Source organism: Thalassobacter sp. HA4-2 (assembly GCF_055693705.1).
On sequence record NZ_JBVFUK010000001.1, the window covers coordinates 2,717,226 to 2,739,759 of the forward strand.

At 65.9% G+C, this 22,534-nt stretch carries 22 protein-coding genes, 2 pseudogenes and 1 riboswitch; of the genes and pseudogenes, 11 read left to right on the top strand and 13 right to left on the bottom strand.

The window, feature by feature from the left end; genetic code table 11:
* Nucleotides 1-9: 9 nt before the first annotated feature.
* Both ACZ1G0_RS13680 and ACZ1G0_RS13685 read right to left on the bottom strand, forming a co-directional pair.
* Nucleotides 10-2,097: an OmpA family protein gene (locus ACZ1G0_RS13680; protein WP_472737445.1), complete on the bottom strand. Its 2,088-nt coding sequence runs from the start codon at nt 2,095-2,097 to the stop codon at nt 10-12.
* Nucleotides 2,098-2,189: 92 nt separating this feature from the next.
* Nucleotides 2,190-3,047, bottom strand: coding sequence for a D-amino-acid transaminase (locus ACZ1G0_RS13685; RefSeq protein WP_472737446.1), 858 nt, complete (start codon nt 3,045-3,047; stop codon nt 2,190-2,192).
* Between the two features lie 100 nt (nt 3,048-3,147).
* On the opposite strand from ACZ1G0_RS13685, the gene ACZ1G0_RS13690 reads away from it, so the two are divergent.
* From ACZ1G0_RS13690 to ACZ1G0_RS13700, 3 genes are read left to right on the top strand one after another with little or no spacing between them, the layout of a single operon-like run.
* Complete coding sequence (locus tag ACZ1G0_RS13690) at nt 3,148-3,423, top strand: hypothetical protein (RefSeq protein WP_472737447.1); 276 nt, start codon at nt 3,148-3,150, stop codon at nt 3,421-3,423.
* On the top strand, nt 3,399-3,815 hold the full coding sequence (locus ACZ1G0_RS13695) for a M15 family metallopeptidase (RefSeq protein ID WP_472737448.1): 417 nt from the start codon (nt 3,399-3,401) through the stop codon (nt 3,813-3,815). The genes ACZ1G0_RS13690 and ACZ1G0_RS13695 overlap by 25 nt, the downstream gene beginning before the upstream one ends.
* The gene (locus tag ACZ1G0_RS13700; RefSeq protein WP_472737449.1) at nt 3,800-3,940 is read left to right on the top strand and encodes a M15 family metallopeptidase; all 141 of its coding nucleotides are present in this window, start codon (nt 3,800-3,802) and stop codon (nt 3,938-3,940) included. Before ACZ1G0_RS13695 ends, ACZ1G0_RS13700 begins: the two co-directional genes overlap by 16 nt.
* Here the strand turns inward: ACZ1G0_RS13700 and ACZ1G0_RS13705 are convergent.
* The 8 genes from ACZ1G0_RS13705 to ACZ1G0_RS13740 all read right to left on the bottom strand — a co-directional run bounded on the left by ACZ1G0_RS13705 (nt 3,913) and on the right by ACZ1G0_RS13740 (nt 10,918).
* Nucleotides 3,913-4,134: a hypothetical protein gene (locus ACZ1G0_RS13705; protein ID WP_472737450.1), complete on the bottom strand. Its 222-nt coding sequence runs from the start codon at nt 4,132-4,134 to the stop codon at nt 3,913-3,915. The genes ACZ1G0_RS13700 and ACZ1G0_RS13705 overlap by 28 nt on opposite strands.
* A 66-nt stretch (nt 4,135-4,200) precedes the next feature.
* Nucleotides 4,201-4,974 carry a precorrin-4 C(11)-methyltransferase gene (gene cobM, locus ACZ1G0_RS13710; RefSeq protein WP_472737451.1) on the bottom strand — a complete coding sequence of 258 codons (774 nt, stop codon included), beginning with the start codon at nt 4,972-4,974 and terminating at the stop codon, nt 4,201-4,203.
* On the bottom strand, nt 4,971-6,845 hold the full coding sequence (gene cobJ, locus ACZ1G0_RS13715) for a precorrin-3B C(17)-methyltransferase (RefSeq protein ID WP_472737452.1): 1,875 nt from the start codon (nt 6,843-6,845) through the stop codon (nt 4,971-4,973). Before cobJ ends, cobM begins: the two co-directional genes overlap by 4 nt.
* Nucleotides 6,836-7,537, bottom strand: coding sequence for a precorrin-2 C(20)-methyltransferase (gene cobI, locus ACZ1G0_RS13720; protein WP_472737453.1), 702 nt, complete (start codon nt 7,535-7,537; stop codon nt 6,836-6,838). The genes cobJ and cobI overlap by 10 nt, the downstream gene beginning before the upstream one ends.
* Nucleotides 7,534-8,739: a precorrin-6y C5,15-methyltransferase (decarboxylating) subunit CbiE gene (gene cbiE / locus ACZ1G0_RS13725; RefSeq protein ID WP_472737454.1), complete on the bottom strand. Its 1,206-nt coding sequence runs from the start codon at nt 8,737-8,739 to the stop codon at nt 7,534-7,536. Before cbiE ends, cobI begins: the two co-directional genes overlap by 4 nt.
* An 87-nt stretch (nt 8,740-8,826) precedes the next feature.
* The gene (locus ACZ1G0_RS13730; RefSeq protein ID WP_472737455.1) at nt 8,827-9,471 is read right to left on the bottom strand and encodes a precorrin-8X methylmutase; all 645 of its coding nucleotides are present in this window, start codon (nt 9,469-9,471) and stop codon (nt 8,827-8,829) included.
* 38 nt (nt 9,472-9,509) lie between these two features.
* A complete protein-coding gene (locus tag ACZ1G0_RS13735; protein ID WP_472737456.1) occupies nt 9,510-10,709 on the bottom strand; it encodes a sirohydrochlorin chelatase in 1,200 nt (399 codons plus the stop codon).
* Nucleotides 10,706-10,918, bottom strand: coding sequence for a DUF6732 family protein (locus tag ACZ1G0_RS13740; protein WP_472737457.1), 213 nt, complete (start codon nt 10,916-10,918; stop codon nt 10,706-10,708). The genes ACZ1G0_RS13735 and ACZ1G0_RS13740 overlap by 4 nt, the downstream gene beginning before the upstream one ends.
* A gap of 276 nt (nt 10,919-11,194) precedes the next feature.
* Between ACZ1G0_RS13740 and ACZ1G0_RS13745 the strand changes: the two genes are divergently transcribed.
* Entirely contained in the window at nt 11,195-12,169 is a 975-nt protein-coding gene (locus ACZ1G0_RS13745; RefSeq protein WP_472737458.1) for a glutathione S-transferase family protein, read from the top strand.
* On the opposite strand, the gene ACZ1G0_RS13750 is transcribed toward ACZ1G0_RS13745, so the two are convergent.
* Nucleotides 12,166-12,525 carry a hypothetical protein gene (locus tag ACZ1G0_RS13750; protein ID WP_472737459.1) on the bottom strand — a complete coding sequence of 120 codons (360 nt, stop codon included), beginning with the start codon at nt 12,523-12,525 and terminating at the stop codon, nt 12,166-12,168. The genes ACZ1G0_RS13745 and ACZ1G0_RS13750 overlap by 4 nt on opposite strands.
* A gap of 164 nt (nt 12,526-12,689) precedes the next feature.
* Here ACZ1G0_RS13750 and ACZ1G0_RS13755 point away from each other — a divergent pair, with 164 nt between their 5' ends.
* The 4 genes and pseudogenes from ACZ1G0_RS13755 to ACZ1G0_RS13770 all read left to right on the top strand — a co-directional run bounded on the left by ACZ1G0_RS13755 (nt 12,690) and on the right by ACZ1G0_RS13770 (nt 16,095).
* On the top strand, nt 12,690-13,061 hold the full coding sequence (locus tag ACZ1G0_RS13755; protein ID WP_472737460.1) for a DUF1636 family protein: 372 nt from the start codon (nt 12,690-12,692) through the stop codon (nt 13,059-13,061).
* Nucleotides 13,062-13,994 (top strand): threonine-phosphate decarboxylase, encoded by a 933-nt coding sequence (locus ACZ1G0_RS13760; protein ID WP_472737461.1) that lies wholly within the window; start codon nt 13,062-13,064, stop codon nt 13,992-13,994.
* A pseudogene (cbiB, locus tag ACZ1G0_RS13765) lies at nt 13,967-14,889 on the top strand (adenosylcobinamide-phosphate synthase CbiB). Before ACZ1G0_RS13760 ends, cbiB begins: the two are co-directional and overlap by 28 nt.
* Before the next feature lie 99 nt (nt 14,890-14,988).
* Nucleotides 14,989-16,095 carry a lytic murein transglycosylase gene (locus ACZ1G0_RS13770; protein ID WP_472737462.1) on the top strand — a complete coding sequence of 369 codons (1,107 nt, stop codon included), beginning with the start codon at nt 14,989-14,991 and terminating at the stop codon, nt 16,093-16,095.
* Between the two features lie 129 nt (nt 16,096-16,224).
* Here ACZ1G0_RS13770 and smc read toward each other — a convergent pair.
* Nucleotides 16,225-19,671 (bottom strand): annotated as a pseudogene (gene smc / locus ACZ1G0_RS13775) (chromosome segregation protein SMC).
* Nucleotides 19,672-19,854: 183 nt separating this feature from the next.
* Nucleotides 19,855-20,067, top strand: a riboswitch (cobalamin riboswitch).
* 37 nt (nt 20,068-20,104) lie between these two features.
* Between smc and ACZ1G0_RS13780 the strand changes: the two are divergent.
* The 3 genes from ACZ1G0_RS13780 (at nt 20,105) to ACZ1G0_RS13790 (ending at nt 22,366) form a co-directional block, all read left to right on the top strand.
* Complete coding sequence (locus ACZ1G0_RS13780) at nt 20,105-20,782, top strand: energy-coupling factor ABC transporter permease (RefSeq protein WP_472737463.1); 678 nt, start codon at nt 20,105-20,107, stop codon at nt 20,780-20,782.
* 67 nt (nt 20,783-20,849) lie between these two features.
* Nucleotides 20,850-21,923 (top strand): cobalamin biosynthesis protein CobW, encoded by a 1,074-nt coding sequence (gene cobW / locus ACZ1G0_RS13785; protein WP_472737464.1) that lies wholly within the window; start codon nt 20,850-20,852, stop codon nt 21,921-21,923.
* Nucleotides 21,920-22,366 (top strand): GNAT family N-acetyltransferase, encoded by a 447-nt coding sequence (locus tag ACZ1G0_RS13790; RefSeq protein ID WP_472737465.1) that lies wholly within the window; start codon nt 21,920-21,922, stop codon nt 22,364-22,366. The genes cobW and ACZ1G0_RS13790 overlap by 4 nt, the downstream gene beginning before the upstream one ends.
* On the opposite strand, the gene ACZ1G0_RS13795 is transcribed toward ACZ1G0_RS13790, so the two are convergent.
* Nucleotides 22,363-22,515, bottom strand: coding sequence for a hypothetical protein (locus tag ACZ1G0_RS13795; RefSeq protein WP_472737466.1), 153 nt, complete (start codon nt 22,513-22,515; stop codon nt 22,363-22,365). The genes ACZ1G0_RS13790 and ACZ1G0_RS13795 overlap by 4 nt on opposite strands.
* Between the last annotated feature and the right edge of the window lie 19 nt (nt 22,516-22,534).

Here is a 22,534-nt window from a genome sequence, read left to right on the forward strand (position 1 = left end):
CCCTAAGGGTTACTGTGTTGTCCATCTAAAGGTCGTGCGGCGGTTGGCGGCGCGGCCCTCTTCGGTTTCATTGGTTGCAATCGGCGAACTGGGGCCAAAGCCCACGGTCTGCATCGCCTCGACCGGTAGGCCCCGCGCGACCAGCGCGTCGCGCACAACGTCCGCGCGCGCTTGGCTTAGGCGGGTGTTGCCCTCGACTGATCCGGTGCTGTCGGTGTGTCCACCAATCGTCAGGCGCAAATCACCCGATGCCAAGCACCGCTGCGCAATCGCGGCCAGCGCGTTCACGGACCGGATAGAGCGTACGTCCAGATCGGACCCGCCCGATACGAAGTTCACCTTGTTTGAGGTCTGCACCAAAAACGCCTGTCGCGCGCAGTTTTCGATGCTCGGTTCAAAGTCAAAAGTCGGCAGCCATGCGGCCCCGGCGAATTGCTCTTCGCGGCCCGTCAACAGGTTCACCCGCAAGGTGCCGTCTTCGGGCATGGCCTGCGGTCCCTCAACAGGGATCGGATCCAAGGCCGCGGCAAGCTGGTCTACATCCACGCCCGGTGCGGCATAGGCCACGACTGTCGCACCGTCCGCCGTGCCGGTGATGTCAAAGCCCGAAAGCTCTGTCATCCACGGCGACAGGGTAGACAGGGCGGCCAGCATGGGGGCGGGGTCGCCATCCGCGAAGGCGTTCGTCATGTCGGCGGCCTTCACCTCGTCAAAATCAAGGGCATCGGCCACTTGATCGGCGGACAGGTCGGTCGGGGCTTTGCCAGACAAGCCGACACCCGTGGCGGGATCAAAGGTCACGCGATAGTCCACGGGCTGGCCATCGTCCAACACGTTCAGGTCCACATCGCGGGTAAACCCGGAGGGCAGCGCGTCCAAGGCCGCCTCGGCCTGTGCCACGGCCCCGGGGTTCAGGGCGTCGCCGCGCAGCGTGACGGTGGTTCCGGTGATGTCCAGCGTGCCAGCTTCCAGCGCGCGCAGGGCCATCAGACCTGCATCACTAGCCCCTGTGAACGGATCACCCGCGCCCAAAGCCGAAATCTCGAACTCACCTTCGACTTGGGACAACACGGTGCCTGCGGGCAGTTTCCCGGCCCCGCTGACCGCACCACCGTCCAGCGTGGCGGACAAGCGGAAGGGGGTGCCGTCATCCAGCGTACCGATCTGGGCCGCAATATCCTGCCCCGCCAATGCAGCCTCGGCGGCGGCTTTCTCGGTCGGGGTGCGCGCCATGCCTGTCAGGGTGTTTTCATCCGGCGACAGGGTCAGGGTGCCCGTCTCCAACAACGCCAATGCCCCGGCCCCGGCCCGTGCTTGATCCACGAACGGAGCCCCTGACCCGATCTGCGCGGTCACGACATCGCCCGTCAGGGTGTCGATTTGCAGGACCTCTGCCAGATCAGCGGCGGCCAACCCTTGGGGCAGCTTGCCCGTGGCGGTTCCATCTTGATCCAGCGTCAAAGCAAAGGGACGGCCATCGTCCAGCGTCGTGATGTCGATCGTTTGCGTGATGCTGGCTGGAATGGCCGCCAGCAGGGCCTCCGCCTCGGCCTTGTCCGCAGGGACCAAGGCAACCCCGTCAAAGGTCAGGGTCGCATCTTCCAAGGTAAACGAGCCGCTTTCCAGCGGATCCATCGCGGCTGCAGCGGCCTGCACCGCGGGCAACCAATCGGCCGGGGCACCGCTGGCCAAATCCATCTGATCCACAGCGGCCCCAAAAGGCGCAAGCGTGGCGCGCACAGCCTCGCTGGGGACAGCGCCCGACAGGGACAGCCCCGAAGCGTCCAGCGTGCCCGAGGTGATGAAGGGCGTCATTTGCGGCAAGACCTCGATCTCGTCGCGCACAACCCGCTGACCGCGTAGATCTTCAAGCGCGGCAAGAACCTGCTCTTTCTCCGCTTGGCTGTCGGCCAGACCCCGCGCCGTGATGTCACGACCGGCCACGTCAGTGACGATGCCATGCTGCGTGCCCGCCACGACCGAGGCCGCAGCCGCCGTCAGTTCGGCCTGCATATCCTGCGCATGATCCGCACGCCCCCACAGGCCAAGGGCCCCAACGCCCACCGCAAACACACCCCAACCCAAAGCCTTACGCACTGCACTACCCCCACACAGAAACTATGGGGTCCAGTGTTACGTTTGGTCAGGATTGTGCAATGGGGAAACGGACCAAAAAGACGCCAAAACCGCTAAACAGCGGCGGCTCTGCTTACATCCAGGTAGATTTCGCGCAATCTTTGGGCAATGGGGCCGGGTTTGCCGGTGCCAATGGGGGCACCGTCCATTTCCACCACCGGCATCACAAACGTAGAGGCAGAGGTGATGAACGCTTCGTCCGCCGCCTTGGCCTCGTCGAGGGTAAAGGGACGTTCTTCCACCTTCATCTGCGCCTCCGCCGCGAACCGCAAGACGGCGGCGCGGGTGATCCCGTGCAGGATTTCGTTGCCAAGGTGCCGGGTGATGATGGTGCCGTCCTTGACGATATAGGCGTTGTTCGAGGTGCCTTCGGTCACAAAGCCGTCCTCGGTCATCCACGCATCATCCGCCCCCGCCGCCTTGGCCGCCATCTTGCCCATGGACGGGTACAGCAGCTGAACCGTCTTGATATCGCGCCGCCCCCACCGCTGATCCTCGATCGAGATCACCTTGATCCCGGTCTTGGCGGCGGGGCTGTCGGCGAGGCCCGGCTTGGCCTGGGTGAACAGCACAATTGTGGGTTCCACATCATCGGCAGGATAGGCAAAATCCCGGTCCGCCGCACCGCGCGTGATTTGCAGATAGACCAACCCGTCGTCGATCTCGTTCACGCGCACCAACTCCCGGTGGACGGCCAGCAGGTCGTCCTTGGTGATCGGGTTCTTCATGTCCAACTCGGATAGGGACCGTTCCAGCCGCACGGCGTGGCCATCAAAGTCGAGCAGCTTGCCGCCCAGAACACTGGTCACCTCGTAGACCCCATCGGCGAACAGGAAGCCTCGATCAAAGACAGAGACCTTGGCCTCATGCTCGGGCAGGTATTCTCCGTTGACGTAAACGGTGCGGGTCATGGCGGCTCTCCTATCAGTTGGCCCATATGGGCGCGCGGGCGGCAGGGGGTCAAGTTGGTTGCGCCCCGCCAAGGCCTGCCGCACAAAAGGGGCGATGGTATTGCAGATCACACAAAGCCCCCTTGGTCCCCTGCGGGACACGCCCCTTGGCGCCGCCGTGGCGCGTGCCGAGGCGGTGCGCCCGGGCTACCGTGACCATCCTTTGGATCTTGGCGCGGCCCAGCACGCGGACCCGATGGTCGAGGTGCGCGACTTCGGGATCAGGGGGCGAACCATTACCACATCGCCCACAACCCGCCCTATCACGCCCAAATCGCGGGATCGGTCCCGGACCTGTTGCTGCGCCGCCCTGTGGCAGAGCGTCTGGCACAGGTGAACGCGGTGCTGGACCCCTTCGGGCTAGAGCTTTGGGTGTTCGACGCCTGGCGTCCCATCGCGGTGCAAAACTATTTCCACGACCACTGGATGCCCGCGACCCTGCGCGCCGCCAACCCAGGCCTGGACGGGGACGCCCTGCGGGCAGAGGTTGAAAAGTACTGGGCACGTGGCGCACCGGGCGGTGTCATCGACCCGGCCTCGCCGCCCCCCCACGCCACCGGTGCGGCGGTGGATTTGACCATTCGCCGCAAGGACGGCGAGCTTCTGCATATGGGGTCCATCTTCGACGATGTCACACAGGTGTCCAACACCGCGTATTTCGAGGATGCCTCCCCCTCGCCTTTTCGGCGCGAGAGGCGCGGGACAACCGCCGGATGCTGTACTGGTTGATGGACGAGGCGGGCTTTGTCAACAATCCGACCGAATGGTGGCACTACAGTCTGGGCGATCAGATGTGGGCACGGATCAAGGGGGTGCAGGCCGCTTATTACAGCGTGCCCCCCAAGGGCGCGTAGTGCAGCTCTCCGGCGTGCTCGTCCAGTTCGACCAACAGGGCTTGGGTCAGGCGCGTGCGGCCTGCATAGACGTGCATCACGCCGCGCGCTTTGTCCGCGTGACTGATGCACACCACCAACCTGTCCGACGATGATCTTCGGACGGGCACAGCCTCTGTCCCCATTCGAAGGCTTAACTCTGATCCCGATCGCATGGCGCATCTCCTACATCGCGCCCTCGCCCGTTAAACGTAACGAACCAAAACCCGAATCAGAAAGCGTTAATCCCGGGCCTTGACCTTTGGTCGCAGGACATGGGGCATGGCCGGATCGTACAGGGCACTGTCCTTGAAATCCTGCACCTCTCGCAAGGCCGGGCCCACAAGGATCAGCGCCGTGCGCGTGATCTTGGCGGCGCGCACCTTGGGATGGATGTCGCTGATCGTGCCCTTGATGAACATCTGGTCCGGCCAGCCCACGCGATAGGCGATCACCATCGGGCAATCGGCCCCGTAGTGCGGGGTCAGGACCCGCTCAATCTCGCGCAGATTGCGGATGCCCAGATGGATGGCCAAGGTGGCCCCGGTGCGGGCAAAATTTTCCAAGGTCTCGTTCGGCGGCATGGAGGTGGATTTCATGCTGACCCGGGTCAGAATGATGGACTGGGCGACCTCCGGGATCGTCAGCTCCTGACCAAGAGCGGCGGCAGCGGCGGCATAGGCCGGCACGCCCGGGATCACCTGATAGTCGATGCCATCCGCCTTCAACCGCCTGATCTGCTCGGCGATGGCACCGTAAAGGCTTGGGTCCCCCGAATGGACCCGCGCCACGTCCTGCCCCTTGGCATGGGCGGCTTTGATCTCGGCATGGGTTTCGTCCAGCGTCATGGGCGCCGTGTCCAGCACCCGCGCCCCTGCGGGGGCCTCTGCCACCACCTGTTCCGGCACCAGACTGCCTGCATACAGACACACCGGGCAGGCTTGGATCAGGCGCTGCGCTTTCAGGGTCAACAACTCCGGATCGCCCGGCCCCGCGCCAACGAAGTAAACGGTCATGTGGGCTCTCCTGTGTGGGACGGCGGGCGGGGCGAGGCCGCATCGGCGGCGAGCGTCGGCTGTCCGTCTTCATCATTGGGCGGCAGGTCACCGCCCACCATTTTGCGCGCGTAGCCCCGTGGGGTGTACATGCGCGGCCCTTCGCCCAGTTGGGCCAGACGCGAATGGCTGGACCCCACAAGGACCACCGTCAACATATCCACCTCGTCCACATCCAGATCGGCCAGACGGCGGTAGCGTACGTGTTCCTCGGGTCGGCCAAGGCTGCTGGCCAGCATCACGGGCGTATCGGCGGGGCGGTGCTGCAACAGGATGTCCCGGGCTTCGGCCAACAAGGTGCGGCGGCGTTTCGACACCGGGTTGTAAAAGGCGATCACGAAATCTCCTTCCGCCGCCATGTGCAACCGCTTCACGATATCCTCACGCGGGGTCAGCAGGTCCGACAGGCTGATCGCGCAAAAATCGTGACCCAGTGGCGCGCCCGCCCGCGCCGCCGCCCCCTGCAGGGCCGACACACCCGGAGAGCAGACTACCTCGACCCGGCGCGCCGCGTCCGTGACCGCGTCTGCGCCCGTCCGGTCCATCAATTCAAACACCAACGCCCCCATGGCATAGATGCCCGCATCCCCCGAACACACCAGCGAGACGTTGATCCCCTTGGCCGCCTGTTCCAGCGCGTAGCGGCACCGCGCCTCCTCCCCGCCAAGGGGGAAGTCGCTGCGGGCCTTGCCGTGGGCCAAGGGCCCCAGCAGGTCGATGTACAGGCCATAGCCCACCAACTCCTCTGCCTCCGCCACAAGGCGCGAGACCTCGGGCGTGCGCCAAGACGCCTGACCGGGTCCGATGCCCAGGATCGACAGCCGCCCCCGCGCCCGACCGCGCAGGGTCGTGATCGGTGCTGGTGCCTCGACCAACGCGCAGGTCGTGTTGGCGGTCTTGCGTTTCTCGGCGCGCAGTGTCCCCGTGGGGACAGACGCCAGTGCGGCCCCTTCGGCGACCCCGTGACAGCCCACCTCGGCAAAGACCACCTCGGACGGATTGGCCAGACGGGGGGCCTCGGCCTCCAACTCTGCGGCGGTGAATATCCGCAAAGGCACGCCAAGGCGCGCCGCAAGTTGGTTCATCGCAGGCTCGTCCGCCTTCAGGTCCAGCGTCGCCACACAGGCCACGGCCCCCTCGGCCACACCGGCCGCTGACAACATCTCGGACACGTTTTGAATAAGTTCCGCCGGATCCGCATTGCGCGCGCAGCCCACCCCCAGCACATATTTTTGCGGGTGATAAATCAGTTTGGCCGCGCCTCCGGCGTCGGGCGCGTCATGGCACGCGATGACGACCTCCGACCCCTCGGGCAGGTCAAACAGCGCCTCGCCCTCCACCGTCGCGCCGCCCCCTTGCAGCAGCGCCGCCATGACCGATTTCGCGTGTTCCGGGTTGGCCAAACGGTAGCCCGCGGGCGGCTCGTCCAGCGCCACGCCAAGGGCCACGTCCCCCGCCGTTGTCACCGCCGCCGTTCCCTGCAACGCCTGTGCGATGTCGCGTGCCAGCCGGTTCGCGCCGCGATGCCCGCCCAGCAAGGGCACCACCACGGCCCCGTCATCCGACACGCTCAACACCGGAGGTTCCACAGTTTTATCCGCCAACAGGGGCGCCACGGCCCGGATCAGAATACCGCTGGCGCAGACCCCAACGATGGGTGTCCCGGCGGCGAACAGATCGCGCGCGTGGTCCAGCGCGTTGGCAAAGAGCACATCCGCCCGGTCCACGCGATCCGCCCGGCCATGGACGGGCGCGCCAAGGGCGGCGGCGATGCGGTGGGCCAGCGGCTCACCGGCCCGGTTAAGGCACAGGACAACGGGGGCTAGAGCCATGGGTCGGCTCCTTTCGCGATAAGGATCATGGAGAAGTAAGGTGCCTTTTCAGGGGCTTGGGTCAGGGGCAGGACCACCTCGGCCCCAAGGGTCGCGCGTTCGATATAGGTGGCCTTTTCTGCCAAACCGGCCTCGGCCAATAGGGCACGCAGCTTAGGCAGGTGGCGGCCCACCTTCATGATCACCAGCGTGTCGGCGGCCTGCAGATGGGCGCGCAGGTCCGCCTCGGGCAAGGGGCCGGGCAGGACGGTCATGACCTCGTTTCGGGCCACAAGGGGCATCTGGCTGGCCGCCGCACAGGCCGTCACGGATGTGACACCCGGCACAATTTCCGTTTCATAGCGGGGACTTAGGCGGGCGAAAAGATACATGAAACTGCCATAGAACAGCGGATCCCCTTCGCACAGGCACACCACGTCCCGGCCCGCGTCCATGGCCGCCGCCATGTCGCGCGCGGCGGCATCGTAGGCGGCCTGCGCGGGGGCGCGTTCCACGGTCATGGGCACGTCTATGCGGATTTCCCGCGTCCCCGTGGGGACAAGATCAGCGGCGATGGAGCGTGCGAAACTGTCCCCACCCGCAAGGCTGGGGTAGGCAATAACGTCAGCGTTTTCAATATATTGCGCGGCCTTGCGCGTGATCAGACCCGGATCACCGGGGCCAAGGCCTACCCCAATCAGACGTCCGGTCATCTTTTCACAAGGCTCCACTGGGTGACGGGCATCAAGGGACGCCAGCCGCGATAGGGGCCGACCGGGTCAGCACGCTGAACCTGTAGCTTAACCAATTGACCCCCGTGGGTTTTTTGCAAGGCAATCAGGGTCGCCTCGGATTCCAAAGTCACCGCATTTGCGACCAGTCGTCCCAAGGGGCGCAGGGCATCCCAAGCGGCCTCGAACGTGGCCTCGGACAGGCCGCCACCGATGAAGACCGCGTCTGGTTTTTCCAGCCCGTTCAATGCGTTAGGGACCTCGCCTTCGACCAGCTTCAACTGCGGCGCGCCCAGGGCCAGCGCGTTTTCGGCGGCCATGGCGCGGCGGTCGGCGCGGGGTTCGATCCCGATGGCGCGGGCATAGCGGGCGGCGCGCATCCATTCGATGGCCACAGACCCGCAGCCGGTGCCAATGTCCCACAACAAGGCCCCGCGCATGGGCATCAGCTTGGCCAGCGTGGCCGCCCTAACCTCTTGTTTTGTCATGGTTCCATCGGACTGGAACAGGTCGTCGGGCAGACCAGGGACGCGCGGCAAAAGGGCCGCATCGGGGGCAGCGATACAGTCCACACACAGGGTGTTGAAGGCCGGAACCGCGTGGTCCCACGTCGCGGCGACCCCGTCAAACCGCGCCTCCCGTTCCCCGCCCATGGCGGCCAGAACGGTCATTTTGGACTGGCCAAAGCCCCGATCCGTCAGGAATTGCGCAATCTGGCCCGGCGTTTCAGCGCCAGTGGTGAGGATGATAAGCTTTTGATCTGGCTGGATAAAAGCCACCATCTGCTGCACCGGGCGACCGTGGACCGTCAGGGTTTCGACGTCAGGCAAGCTCCACCCCATGCGGGCCGCTGCCAGCTGGAACGCCGACAGTTGCGGGTGGTAGGTGATCTGGGCTGCAGGGATGGACCGCCCGATCCGCGCGCCCACGGAAAACCACAGGGGATCGCCCGTGGCCAAAACCACAACCCTTTGACCTTTATAGCTTTTCAGAACATCAATCAGCGCGTCGAAGGGCGAGGGCCATGCCACCCGCGTGGCCGAAACCGCCCCTGACAGGTCGTGATGACGGTCCCCGCCGATGATGACTTCGGCCGCTTCGACCACGGCGCGGGTCACGGGGGTCAGCCCGTCCAGGCCGTCCTCACCGATGCCCACGATGTGCAACCAAGGTGCGTTAACCATCAGCCCAACCCTCCGGTTTGGGGCATCTGGGTTTTACCCCCGAAACCACCCCCGAAACCCACCCCGATTTGGATCCCTACGTCCGCATTAACCATTTTGGGCGACCTCGGGCAGTCCGGCCGCCAGGGCGTTCACTGCGGCGCTGGCGATCGCCGATCCGCCGCGCCGTCCGCGCAGGGCGACGAAGTCGCAGCCCCGGGGGTTGGCGGCCAATTCGGCCTTGGACTCCGCCGCCCCCACAAAGCCCACGGGAAAGCCGAGGATCACGGCAGGTTTCGGAGCACCCTGGTCGATCAACTCCAACAGGTGGAACAGGGCCGTCGGCGCATTGCCAATGGCGACCACCGCACCGTCCAGATGGTCGGTCCACAGGTCCACCGCCGCCGCCGACCGAGTGTTGCCGATGTCGCGCGCATGATCTGGGGTACGGGGATCGTTGAGCGTTACGATCACCTCGTTGTCCGAGGGCAGGTAGCGGCGGATGATGCCAGCGGCGACCATTTCGCAGTCGCACAGGATGGGCGCACCGGCGGCAAGTGCGGCGTGCCCCGCCTCGGCCGCCATGGGGGAGTGCGCCAGACGGTCCGCGATTTCGACCATGCCGCAGGCGTGTATGGTGCGGATCGCAAGCGCCCGCATCGCCGGGGTGAAGCGGTCAAGGTTCGCCTCGGTCTGGACGGTGGCGAAGCTGGCCGCGTAGATCGCGGCGGGGTTTTTCTCGTAGGGGCGCATGGGTCAGTTCCAAGGGGGGCGGTGGGACAAGTCCCACCCTACTTTTTGGTGCGAACGGATTCCGGCCCGTGGGGGTGGTCGGCCTGTGGATAGGGCGCGTGATGGTGGTGATCGTGGTCATGGCCGTGGCCATGGTCGTGGCCATGGTGATGATGGTGGTGCCCATGGTCATGGTCCATCGCCACCAGACGGCACATGCCCGTGCAGAAGGTGTCGCAATGGGTGCAATCGGCCACGTTGGACCCCGGCGCATTGGCGCCCTGCCCTTCGACGTGGTGGTGGTGGCTTTCCTGGATCGCGCCCACCTCGCCTTCGAACCCCAGCACGGCCGTGCGATATTTGCACATCACGCAGGTGGGCGGCGGCACCGCGCCGAAGGCGGGATGCTGGCGATCCTCGGGCTTGATGTGGTGGTGTTCGCCGTTTTCCATGGCCAGCACCTGTTCGCGGTAGGCACACAACCCGCAGTTGGGCGGCGGCGTGTCGGAGGCCTGTTCTAGGATACGTTCCGCGAAGGTTTCCAGCACATGGGGGTGGTCGCCCAGATAGCCCGCCTTGAGGAATTCGATGTCCGGGTGTTCGGCGGCGACCTGGTCGGTAAAGCCGTAGATCCGGTCGATCAGGATGCCGGAAAACAGGAAGTAGGGGAACACGACGATGCGTTTGTAGCCCAGCTTGGCCGCGTGTTGCAGGCAGGGTTCCACCAGCGGGAAGGTGACGCCGGAATAGCCCACCTCGAGCCAGCCAAAGCCCATGCCCTCTTGCAACAGGCGGGCGATCTTGGCGACGTTGCCGTTGGCATCCGGGTCAGACGCGCCGCGCCCGATCACCACAAGGCAGGTGTCGTGGTAGGGGCCGTCGCCCGCGACCTCTCGGATGCGGGCGGCGGCGGCGGCGACCATCTTGGGGTCCACGCCCAACTCGCGCCCGTAGCCGATCTGCATGCCGTGTTTGGCGGCGTAGGTGTTCAGCACCGTGGGGATGTCGTTCTTGGCGTGCATGGCGGCAAACAGCATGCCCGGCACGGCGAAGATCCGGTCGCAGCCCTTTTCGCGCAGGGCGTCGAGGCCGTCGCGGATCACGGGGTTGGCGAATTCCAGATAGCCGTAGTCGACCTCCCAATCCCGGGGCAGGTAGGCGGGCAATTTTTCGGCCAGCGTCGCGAATTCATCGACGGCGGATTTGGAGCGGGACCCGTGGCCGCAGATCATGACACCTGTTTTCGTCGCCGTGTTCATGCCGCTTGCTCCTCGGTGTCGGTTTCGGTGTCGTCTTCAGGCTCCGGCTCGTCGTCGGCCCCCTTCAGCCAGCCCCAAAGCGCCGCCGCCACTGCGATGCCAATGGCCGCCCCCGCCACCCAGTGGTCATGGCCCGCAACGTCCGCGATATGACCCGGGTGGGCCATGGCGGGCGAGGACATCAGGAACAGGGCGCATAGGGGTCGCATGGGGCATCTCCGGTCTGGGGCCCCGGTCGCGTGCCGGTCTGACGATGCGCCTGTGCTCCCCTACTTGGGTCGAGCGTGGTGCGCCACCTGTCCGGCCCCGAGCGGGGCGTCGTCTTGACCCCGTGCGTACCGCGCGGACCTAAAAGGCGCAATGGGATTCCCGGCGCGATATGACACAGGTGCGACACCCCTGTGCATCCGCGCGCAGGTCCTGCGCTGGTGCGCGGGTTTATGGGGCGGCGGGGCCCTGTAGGGTGCGCAAAAAGGAGATTTCCCATGGGACAGCTGGTTGACGGCATCTGGCACGATGAATGGTACGACACGAAATCCACGGGCGGCGCGTTCAAGCGTACCACCGCAGGGTTTCGCAACTGGATCACGGCGGATGGGTCTGCCGGGCCCTCTGGCGCGGGCGGGTTCAAGGCCGAGGCCGGGCGCTATCACCTCTATGTCTCGTTGGCGTGTCCCTGGGCGCACCGGACGCTGATCTTTCGCAAGCTCAAGGGGCTGGAAGATCTGATCGACGTCAGCGTGGTGCACCCGGACATGTTGTCCGACGGATGGACCTTCGAGACCGACGCCCACGGGGCCACCGGGGACCGGTTGTTCGGCCTGCCCTTCATGCGCGATATCTACACCCGCGCGGACCCAGGCGTGTCGGGCCGGGTGACGGTGCCTGTGATCTGGGACAAGCAACGCGGCACCATCGTGTCCAACGAATCCTCCGAGATCATTCGGATGTTCAACAGCGCCTTCAATGATCTGACGGGCAACACCGACGATTATTACCCCGAGGCCCTGCGCCCCGAGATCGACCAGATCAACGCCCGGGTCTATCCGGACATCAACAACGGCGTCTACAAATCCGGGTTTGCCACCACGCAATCCGCCTATGACGCCGCCGTGGGGCCCTTGTTCGATGCGCTGGATTGGGCCGAGGACCTGCTGGGCACCCGCCGCTATATCGCGGGGGACCAGATCACCGAAGCCGATTGGCGCCTGTTCACCACGCTGCTGCGGTTCGACCCGGTCTACCACCTGCACTTCAAGTGCAACCGCAAGCGGATCATCGACTACCCCAACCTGTGGGCCTACACGCGCGAGTTGTATCAGGTGCCGGGCGTGTCAGAAACCGTCGGGATGGAGCATATCGTGCGTCACTATCACTATAGCCACGACACAATTAACCCCAACCGGATCATCCCCACGAACCCGTTGATCGACTGGATGGAACCCCACGGGCGCGGTTAGGCGGCGGCGTAGTGTTCCACCATGGCGCGCAGATCCTCGGGGTCAGTGGTCGTAGGGATCAAGGTGCGGGCGTTCCCGATATGGGCAAAGATCGACCCATCGGAAAAGCATCCGTCCGAGCCGACAGCCAGCAGTTGTGCCGCGGGCTGTCGGTAGTTGGCATAATCCGCCACGGCCAAGGCACTGCCCTGTTCGAGGTGGAGGTTCAAAATAATCACGTCGACCCGGTGGTCCGTTAACTGTGCAACGGCATCCCGCTGCCCCTTGGCCACAAAGGTTGTGTAACCTTCGCGGTGCAAGGCATTGGTCCATTGAACAGCGCGGTCTGGGTCGCTGTCTACGAGCATTACGTGCAAGAGGCGGTCTCCTCTTTGGGTTGTTTAAGAATACTAAGCTTGACCGGCCACGGTTAACGAAAGGTTAATTCACGCGGGCCAAGGGGTGTGACAAACCCGCCCGCGCGGGATTGCGCCGACCGACGCGATGGGGTTCAAAGGCGCAAACCACGTAAGGGGCACCCATGACATCCGTGATCACTGTATGCGACACCTGCAAGCGCGACGACTGGGACATCCGTGCCCCCGGCGTGACCGATGGCGCGGCCTTGGCCGATCTGGTCGAGGCCGCCGCCAAGGACACCCCCGGCGTCACCGTGCGCCGCCATTCGTGCCTGATGGGCTGCTCCCACGGCTGTAACGTGGCGCTGCAGGGGGCGGGCAAACTGGCCTATACCCTGGGCCGGTTCGAAGCCACGCCCGAGGCCGCCCGGGGCATCGTGGACTACGCCGCCCTGCACGCAGACAGCGCCAGCGGTCAGGTGCCCTACAAACAATGGCCCGCAGAGGTGAAGGGCCATTTCGTCACCCGTCACCCGCCCCTGCCCGAGGCCTAGGTGACAGGGCTACACCCCAACGGCCGCGACCACGGTGGCGGACTGGACGCGGCCGTTGCCCGCTATGGCGGGGTGCGCGCGGACTGGGTGGACCTGTCCACGGGGATCAACCCCGTGCCCTATCCCCTGCCCGCCTTTGGCCCTGACGACTGGACGGCCCTGCCCGACGCGGGCGCGCTGGACCGGCTGGAACGGGCGGCCCGGCGGTTCTGGGGTGTGCCCGAGGGGGCCATGGTGGTGGCAGCCCCCGGTGCCTCGGCCCTGATTGCGCGGATGCCTGCTCTGTTTGACGGGCAGGCCGTGGACATCCCCACCCCCACCTATAACGAACACGCCGCCGCCTTTCGCGCCTGCGGTTGGACAGTCGACCCCAACGCGCCCGGCCGCGTGCTGGTGCACCCCAACAACCCGGACGGGCGGAAGTGGGGCGAGGGCGATCTGGGCACAGCGTTCACCGTGATCGACGAAAGCTTTTGCGACGTGGTGCCCCGGGCCTCTATGGTCGATCTGGCCACCCGCCCCGGCGTCGTCGTCCTGAAATCCTTTGGCAAGTTCTGGGGGTTGGCCGGGGCGCGACTGGGCTTTGCCATTGGTCTGCCGGGCACCATTGGGGCCATGACGGATATGCTTGGGCCGTGGGCCGTGGCGGGACCGACCCTGACCATCGGGACCGCAGCCCTGTCCGACCCCGAATGGGCCACGGCAACCCGCGCCCGCCTTGTGGCCGACACCACCCGGTTGGACGCCCTGATCGGCGCACCGGTTTGCGGCACGACGCTGTTTCGCACCTATGACGTGGGCGACGCCGCGGCGATGCAGGACCGGCTGGCGCGCGGCCACATCTGGTCCCGCACCTTCCCCTATTCCGACCGCTGGCTGCGCCTTGGCCTGCCCGCGCCCCACCAGTGGGACCAGCTGGAGGCAGCCCTGTGACCGCACTGCTCGCCGCCCTACTGCTGGATGCGGCCTTAGGCGAGCCCCGCTGGCTGTGGGATCGCCTGCCGCACCCGGCGGTGTTGATGGGCCGCTGCGTCGGCTGGCTGGAGGGTCGCCTGAACCACCCCCTGCGCAAAAGGCCGCCGGGATCGTGACCGTCGCCCTGCTGGTCTGCGGTGCCATCGCCCTTGGGCTTGTCCTGTCCGAGGCGGGCTGGCTGGCAGAGGTCATCGCAGCCGCGATCCTGTTGGCGCAAAAGTCGCTGGTGGATCACGTGCGCGCGGTGGCGGACGGGCTGTCCACGTCCCTGGCCGAGGGGCGGCAGGCCGTCGCCATGATCGTGGGCCGGGACACCGCCACCATGGACGCCCCCGCCGTGGCCCGTGCCGCCATCGAAAGTGCCGCCGAGAATTTCAGCGACGGTGTCGTCGCCCCCGCCTTCTGGTTTGCCGTCGCAGGCCTGCCGGGGATCCTTGTCTACAAGATCGTCAACACCGCCGACAGCATGATCGGCTATCGCACGGAACAGCTGGAGCAATTCGGCTGGGCCGCCGCGCGACTGGACGATGTGCTGAACTGGGCACCGGCCCGCCTGACCGCAGCGCTGATCCTGCTGTCCCACGGGCGGTGGGACTGGGGCACCGTCGCCGCCGAGGCGCGCCTGCACCGCAGCCCCAACGCCGGCTGGCCTGAGGCCGCCATGGCCCCGGTCCTGGACGTCGCAGTGTCGGGTCCGCGCAGCTATGACGGCGTGATGCAGGATTTCGCTTGGGTCCATCCGTCAGGCTCCCGCACGCCCGGACCGGGCGAGATCCGCGCCGCCTGCGCCGCCCTGTGGCGGGTCTGGGCTGTGGGCGTCGCCCTGTGCGCGGTCTTTGCAGTGGCATTCTGAGCCGCACAAGGTAAATTCCCCGAAAACCGATACGGAGACCTCGATGCGCGCCCTGATCCTTGCCGCCCTTCTCGCCCTGCCCGGAACCGCTCACGCCACTTGTGGGGGAATTTCAACACCTTCGTCAGTGACCTGAAGGCCGAGGCCGTGTCAAAGGGCCACGCGCGCAGCACCGTCGACAGCTTCTTCCGGTCCGTCCGCCAAGACCCCCGCACCCTGCAAGCCGACCGTAACCAAGGCGTGTTCCGCATGGGTTTCGTGGACTTCTCGCGCCGGGTGATTTCGCAATCGCGCATGTCCCGGGGGGCACAGAACAGCCAGCGCTTTGATGCAATCTTTCGCGCCGCCGAACAGCGCTACGGCGTGCCGCGCGGGGTGCTGCTGGCGTTTTGGGCGCTGGAAACGGACTATGGCGCGGTGCAGGGGGATTTCAATACCCTGAACTCGCTGGTGACCCTGGCCCACGATTGCCGCCGACCAGAGCTGTTTCGCCCCCAGATCTTCTCAGCCCTGACGCTCTATGAAAACGACGACTTCGACCCGGCCCGCACCACGGGCGCTTGGGCAGGCGAAATCGGGATGGTGCAGATGCTGCCCTCGGACATCCTGAACCGGGGCGTGGACGGTGACGGCGACGGCCATGTGCGCCTGAAAACCAGCGCGGCCGATGCGCTTATGTCCGGCGCACGCCTGCTGCAGGATCACGGCTGGACAGCGGGACAACCCTGGCTGGTCGAGGTCTCGGTCCCATCCAACATGGACTGGGCCGAAACGGGCCTGTCCACCACCAAACCCGTGTCCCAATGGCTGGCCGAGGGTGTGACCCTGCGCGGGGGCAGCGCACCGTCAAACCTGCGCGCCTCGCTCCTGCTGCCCCAAGGCCGCAAGGGCCCCGCCTTTCTGGCCTTCGACAACTACCGCGTGTTCTTTGAATGGAACCAAAGCTTTGTCTACGTGACCGCCGCCGCCTATTTCGCCACGCGCCTGTCGGGCGCACCGGTCTTTGACGCAGGCAACCCGGACCCGGACCTGTCCGACGCCCAGATGAAGTCCCTGCAACGCAAGCTGCAAGCACGGGGCCATGACGTGGGTGCGGTAGATGGGATTCTCGGCGCGCGCACCCGCGCCGCCGTGCAAGCCGAACAAAAGCGCCTCGGCCTGCCCGCAGACGCTTGGCCCACCATGCAACTGGTCAACGCCCTTTAGGGGCTGACCGCCCGCTTCATTGGGTCAAAAATACCCCTGGGGGGTGCGGGGGCAAAGCCCCCGTCAAAGAACCGGGGTCTGGGGGCAGCGCCCCCAGCGAGGCGACCGCGCAAGCGGGCGCAATACCTGTCAGGCCACCAACGCCTCTGCCTTTTTCAGATCGACCGACACCAACTGGCTGACGCCCTGTTCGGCCATGGTGACACCGAACAAACGATCCATCCGCCCCATGGTCACCGCATGGTGGGTAATGATCAGGAACCGGGTCTGGGTGCGCCGGGTCATCTCGTCCAGCAGGTCGCAAAACCGCGTCACGTTGGCATCGTCCAGCGGTGCGTCCACCTCGTCCAACACGCAGATCGGCGCGGGGTTGGCAAGGAACACCGCAAAGATCAGGGCCAGTGCGGTCAATGTCTGCTCCCCCTGACAACAAAGACAGGGTGGACAGGTTCTTGCCCGGGGGCTGGCACATGATCTCTAGGCCCGCCTCCAACGGATCGTCAGATTCCACCAGTTCCAAGCTGGCGTCCCCGCCCCCGAACAGGTGTTTGAACAACATGGTGAAGTTCTTGTTGACCGTGTCGAAGGCCGCCAACAGACGCTCGCGCCCCTCTTTGTTCAGACTGGCGATGCCCGTGCGCAACTCGCGGATCGCGCCCTCCAGGTCGGCCTTTTCGGTGGTCAGCGTGTCAAACTCTTCCTGCACCTCCCGGGCATCTTCCTCGGCGCGTAGGTTCACAGCGCCAAGCGCATCGCGCTGGCGTTTCAACCGACCCACGTCAGCCTCCAGCTGGGCGGCACCGGGCATGGCGTCCACCTCCGTGTTCAGCTGGTCCAACAGCGCCTGAGGGGTCGTCTCCAACTCCTCCTCGATGCGGTCGGCAGCGGCTTGCACGGCCTCGCGCGCGCCCTCGACCCGGGCATCTGCGGCGGCGCGCGCCTCCCGGGCGTCGCTGGCTGCACGCTCTGCGTCCCGTTCGGCCTGCATGGCCGCGCGGGCAGCCGCATCGGCAGCGGCCAGCGCATCAGTTGCCGCCGTGCGCCGCGCCTCGGCGGTGGAGATCTTGTCAGCCAAACCTGCGCGCTGTGCGGCCAAGGCGTCCGGTGCAGCCTGCGCCGTTTCCAGCTCCGCCGCCGCTGCGTCCCGCCGGTCCGCAAACTCGCGGATCCGGGCGCTGGCGCTGTCCAGACGCAAGCGCCAGCCCGACAGTTCCTTGATGACTTGCTGGCGGCGGCGGGTGCGGGCCTCGCCCTCGCGCTTCAACTCGTCCGCCGCGGCGCGCCGCTGCATCATGGTCAGGCGCGCGGCCTCGACGGTCAGTTTCGTATCTTCGACCGCGCCGCGCGCATCATCCAACGGTTCCAACCCGTCGGCCTGCGCCTGCGCTTCCGAGAGCGCCCGGCGCGCCTCGGTCAACTCATCGGCAAACCGGTCCACGGCCATGCGCCCCGTTTCCAGCTTGGAGGCCGCGATGGACTGCGCACTTTCAGCGCGACTGACCGCGCGGGACGCATCGGCAACCACCTTGTCGGCGGCGCGCCGCGCCTCCCGGGCGGCCAGATCCGCCGCCGCCAGCTCCTTCAGCCGTGCGGTCAAGGCCTCGTGGGCGGCGCGCGCGCCTTCGGCCAATTGCTCTGCCTCTTCCAACTCTTGGCGCAGGCGTTGCAAGCGGTTCACCTGTTGCAAACGCAGCGCGGCGGTAGAGGGCGTGGATTCCGCCGAGGCCCGCAAGCCGTCCCACCGCCACAGGTCGCCATCGTGGCTGACCAGCCGCTGGCCCGGGCGCAGGTTGGGCTGCATCTGGGCGGCTTCGTCCGGGTCCACAAGGCCGATCTGGGACAACCGCCGCGTCAGGACCGAGGGCGCTGTGACATAGGCCGCCAAGGGCTCCGCCCCTTCGGGCAGGGGTTGCACGGTGCCATAGGGGGGCAGTTGCGCCCAACCGGTGTCGTCGTTGGTTTCCGGCGCGGACAGGTCGTCAGAGAGCGCCGCCCCCAAGGCCGCCTCGTAGCCCGGGGCGACTTGGATCCGGTCCAGCACCGGTTCCGCCTCGCTGCTGTCGCGGGCCATCAGTTTGGCCAGCGCCGTGACCTCGGCGCGCAATGTGTTCGCAGACCCTTCGGCATCGGACCGGGACGCGCGGGCGGTGCTTTCGCGGTCTTGGGTTTCGAACCGGGCGGCCTCTGCGGCTTGCAGCGTCTGTTCTGCGTCAGACGCAACGCGGGCCGCGTTGGCCTGATCTGCATGGGCGGCAGACAGGGCGGCGTTGGCGGTATCCAGAGCGGCCTCTGCCTCGGCCACGGCGGCTTTGGCGCGCGCCTCCTCCGCTTCGATCTTTTGGACGCGCGCGCGGCTGTCCGCGACCAAACGGGACACCGATTGATGACGCGCGGACAGGCGGGCCATGTCTTCGGTCAGGCGGGCCAGGGCCTCCTCCCGCTCGGCCAGAACTTCAGCTGCGGCGTGGGCTTCCTTGGTCGCGGCCTCCAGGGCGGGGCCGTGGCCTTCATCCGCCTTGGCCAATTCCTGCGCTTCCCAGTCTAGCCGGTCGATGGTCTCGCCCGCGTCCTTGTTCAGGGCCTGTTCCCGCTCGGCGTCCTTGTCCAGCTGGTCGATCCGACGCAGCAGGGTCTCGATCCGGTCGGCGGCGCGGGCTTCTTCGGCGGAAAGGGTGTCCCGTTCCACCACCAGCCGTTGCAGGATGGCGGCGGCCACCGCCTCCTCCTCGCGCAGGGGGGCAGGGCCGCATCAGCGTCTTCGCGGCCCTTTGTGGCCTCGCGCGCGGCGGTCTCGGCCCGGGCGGCCTGGGTCGTCTTTTCGGTCAGGGCCTGTTGCGCGGTCAGGCGCGCGGCGTCCGCCTCTTGCCAACGACGGTAGAACAGCATCCCTTCGGCAGACCGCAACTGCGTCCCGATCTCGCGGTAACGGGTGGCTTGGCGCGCCTGCCGGGCCAGCGTCGTCAGCTGCGCCGCCAACTGTTCCAGCACGTCGTCCACGCGGGTCAGATTCGTCTCTGCCGCCTTCAGCTTCAACTCCGCTTCGTGGCGGCGTTGGTACAGGCCGCTGATGCCCGCGGCTTCCTCCAAGACGCGGCGGCGTTTTTGCGGTTTGGCGTTGATCAACTCACTGATCTGCCCCTGCCGGACCAGCGCGGGCGAATGCGCGCCTGTCGAGGCATCGGCAAACAGCATCTGCACATCCCGCGCCCGCACGTCCTTGCCCGACACCTTGTAGGCGGACCCTGCGTCGCGGGTGATCCGGCGGATGATGTCCAGAGTGTCGTCATGGTTAAAGGCCGCCGGGGCCAGCCGGTCCGCATTGTCCAGATGCAGGGACACCTCGGCAAAGTTGCGCGCGGGCCGCGTGCTGGCACCCGCAAAGATCACGTCCTCCATCCCGCCGCCGCGCATGGCCGTGGGGCGGTTTTCGCCCATGACCCACCGCAGCGCTTCCAGCAGGTTGGACTTGCCACACCCGTTCGGCCCCACAACCCCCGTCAGCCCGTCCGCGATCACCAGATCGGTCGGGTCCACAAAGCTTTTGAAGCCATTGAGGCGCAGGCGGGAAAAACGCAAAATTTCGACTCGCTTGTAGTTGCGCCTAAGTTTCGGCTCGGGCTTCGGGGCGAGTCAATCGCGCACCCCCGGATATGGCCGAAATGCGCGGGTTATCCACAATATATGGGCCTTCCTCAGCCGTGATGGCGCAAACACTCCGCCATGCGCGGCTTTGGTACTTGACCTGTCGATCCGCCCGCGCCCAGATGGCGCCTGCAAGGTTCCCGATGCGCAAAGCGCCAACGGATCAAATGGGAATGTGGTGCGAGTGACCCAATCAGGGGCCCAATGCCACAGCCGCCCCCGCGACTGTAAGCGGAGAGCAACGGCCATCATGCCACTGGGGTTCCCCCGGGAAGGCGGCCCGCGCCACGACCCGCAAGCCAGGAGACCAGCCCTGCGATCAACCAACCCTCCTGTCGGGTGTGACGGGATAATGAAGGAAGACACTATGCATATCGAACCCGGCGTCGTGGACGGCGCCAAAATGACACTCGCCGTGGCGACAGCCGCCGGTGTGGGCGCCTACACCGTGAAACTTGCCCTCGACAGCCTGCGCGAGCGGGGGGCCATATCCCTGCTGGTGCGCAGCGTGCTTGCGACACTTGCCGTCTTTGTGTTCTTCGAAGTGCTGCCCCATTTCGCCGTTGGTATCTCGGAGGTGCATTTCATCCTTGGCACCACGTTGCTTTTGCTGCTGGGCACGGCACCTGCGGCCATCGGGCTGGCGGCGGGGCTTGCCCTTCAGGGCGTGCTGTTCGCGCCCAGTGACGTACCGATGTACTTTGTCAACGTCACAACCCTGCTGGTGCCCCTGTTTGCCATCCACGCCTTGGCGCGGCGGGTTGTCCCCACGGGGACGGCCTATGTCGACCTGACCTATGTGCAGGCCCTGAAGCTGTCGACCGCCTATCAGGGCGGTGTCGTGGCTTGGGTGGCCTTCTGGGCATTTTATGGCCAGGGCTTTGGCGCGGAAAACATGGCCGCCGTCGTGTCGTTTGGCGCGGCCTACATGCTGGTGGTGCTGATTGAACCGCTGGCCGATCTGGCGGTTTTGTGGGGCGCGAAACGCTTGCGCGGGCTGGATGGATCGGGCGCGGTCAATCCACGGCTTTACACTGCCGCCTAACCCTTCCAAACAATGACCAACCGGACGGCCCTTGAGGGGGCCGTCCCCTTTCATGTGGAGTTGACAGATGCCCGCCAAGATCCCCGCCACCGTCGTCACAGGTTTTCTGGGCGCCGGCAAAACCACCCTGATCCGCCACCTTTTGCAGAATGCCGAAGGCAAGCGGATCGCGCTGATCATCAATGAATTCGGCGATCTGGGTGTGGATGGTGATATCCTCAAGGGCTGCGGGATCGAGACCTGCACCGAGGAGGATGTAATGGAGCTGTCGAACGGCTGCATCTGCTGCACCGTGGCCGATGACTTCATCCCGACGATGGAAAAGCTGCTGGATCGCGACACGCCCCCCGACCATATCGTGATCGAGACCAGTGGGCTGGCCCTGCCGCAACCGTTGGTGCGCGCCTTTAACTGGCCCGGCATTTCCACCCGTGTGACCGTCGATGGCGTGGTGACGGTGGTGGACGGCAAGGCCGTGACCGAGGGCCGCTTTGCCCACAACGTCGCCGCCGTGGACGCCCAGCGTGCCCAGGATGAAAACCTCGACCACGAGACGCCCCTGTCGGAACTGTTCGAGGATCAGGTGGCCTGCGCCGATATGATCGTCGTCAACAAGGCCGACCTGCTGGGCGCAGAAGAGGCCGAGGCGCTGGTGGGCAAATTGAAGACCGAGGCCCGCGACGGTGTGCAAGTGGTCAAGGCCACCATGGGTGCCCTGCCGGCGGCCGTTCTGCTGGGCCAAGGTGTGGGGGCCGAGGGCGATCTGGATGCCCGCCACGAGGTGCACCATCACCACCATCACGATGACGCGGATGACCATCACAATGACCATGATCACCACCATGAACACGAACACGGCCACGATGAGTTTGAATCGTTCGTTGTCACCCTGCCCGAGGTCAGCGACCCGGCGGCTTTCGCGGGTAAGCTGGCGGACATCATCCGCGCCCACGATATCCTGCGCCTCAAGGGTTTTGCGGCCGTCACCGGCAAACCCATGCGCCTTACGATCCAAGCGGTTGGTCCGCGCGTGGACAGCTACTTTGACCAGCCCCTGACCGGCGCCCGTGAAACCCGCCTTGTGGTGATCGGGCAAGCGGGGCTGGACCGCGCCGCCATCGAGACGGCGCTGGCGGCATGAAGGTCATCCGCACGCCGCCCCTGAACCCCGATGCGCTGGCCATGATCGAAGGGTCGGAGCGCGAGCTTGCGGCCCTCTACCCGCCTGAAGTGCGCTACGCGTTTTCGCCCCAACAGTTGGTGGACGAGGACGTGCGATTCTACGTCGCCTTTGACGAGGACCTGCCCGTGGGCTGTGGCGGCTACGGACTGTATGACGGGTTTGCGGAACTCAAACGCATCTTTGTGCCCAAAGCTTTTCGCGGCGAGGGCATTGCGGACGCCATCGTTGAGCAGCTGGAACAGGACGCCCGGGCCGAGGGCATCACCCTCATGCGCCTGGAAACCGGCGAGGCCTCGCCCGAGGCGATCCGATTCTACACCCGCATGGGATATACCAAACGCGGGCCCTTTGCGGACTACGTGGAAAACGGGTCGTCGGTGTTCATGGAAAAACCGCTCTAGGTGTTGCGGGTCAGGTCCATGGTTGCCTCTTTGACGCGTGCCTCTTTGATCTCGGCCCCGCGCACCTGCTTTTGCGTCGGCTCGTCGATTCCAATACGCTCGGCAGGGTCGGCGGGGCGGTCCAATCGGTTATTCTTTTGATCTGTCATGACACCTCAACGCACGTGA

Excerpts from the sequence above, each read along its gene's own strand:
- ACZ1G0_RS13755 (WP_472737460.1), top strand. The coding sequence starts at position 12,690 with ATGACATCCGTGATCACTGTATGCGACACCTGCAAGCGCGACGACTGG.
- ACZ1G0_RS13745 (WP_472737458.1), top strand. The coding sequence starts at position 11,195 with ATGGGACAGCTGGTTGACGGCATCTGGCACGATGAATGGTACGACACG.
- cobW (WP_472737464.1), top strand. The coding sequence starts at position 20,850 with ATGCCCGCCAAGATCCCCGCCACCGTCGTCACAGGTTTTCTGGGCGCC.
- cobI (WP_472737453.1), bottom strand. The coding sequence starts at position 7,537 with ATGACCGGACGTCTGATTGGGGTAGGCCTTGGCCCCGGTGATCCGGGT.
- ACZ1G0_RS13790 (WP_472737465.1), top strand. The coding sequence starts at position 21,920 with ATGAAGGTCATCCGCACGCCGCCCCTGAACCCCGATGCGCTGGCCATG.
- cobJ (WP_472737452.1), bottom strand. The coding sequence starts at position 6,845 with ATGGCTCTAGCCCCCGTTGTCCTGTGCCTTAACCGGGCCGGTGAGCCG.
- ACZ1G0_RS13730 (WP_472737455.1), bottom strand. The coding sequence starts at position 9,471 with ATGCGCCCCTACGAGAAAAACCCCGCCGCGATCTACGCGGCCAGCTTC.
- ACZ1G0_RS13780 (WP_472737463.1), top strand. The coding sequence starts at position 20,105 with ATGCATATCGAACCCGGCGTCGTGGACGGCGCCAAAATGACACTCGCC.
- ACZ1G0_RS13740 (WP_472737457.1), bottom strand. The coding sequence starts at position 10,918 with ATGCGACCCCTATGCGCCCTGTTCCTGATGTCCTCGCCCGCCATGGCC.
- ACZ1G0_RS13795 (WP_472737466.1), bottom strand. The coding sequence starts at position 22,515 with ATGACAGATCAAAAGAATAACCGATTGGACCGCCCCGCCGACCCTGCC.
- cbiE (WP_472737454.1), bottom strand. The coding sequence starts at position 8,739 with ATGGTTAACGCACCTTGGTTGCACATCGTGGGCATCGGTGAGGACGGC.
- ACZ1G0_RS13735 (WP_472737456.1), bottom strand. The coding sequence starts at position 10,709 with ATGAACACGGCGACGAAAACAGGTGTCATGATCTGCGGCCACGGGTCC.
- ACZ1G0_RS13685 (WP_472737446.1), bottom strand. The coding sequence starts at position 3,047 with ATGACCCGCACCGTTTACGTCAACGGAGAATACCTGCCCGAGCATGAG.
- ACZ1G0_RS13700 (WP_472737449.1), top strand. The coding sequence starts at position 3,800 with ATGCTGTACTGGTTGATGGACGAGGCGGGCTTTGTCAACAATCCGACC.
- cobM (WP_472737451.1), bottom strand. The coding sequence starts at position 4,974 with ATGACCGTTTACTTCGTTGGCGCGGGGCCGGGCGATCCGGAGTTGTTG.
- ACZ1G0_RS13705 (WP_472737450.1), bottom strand. The coding sequence starts at position 4,134 with ATGCGATCGGGATCAGAGTTAAGCCTTCGAATGGGGACAGAGGCTGTG.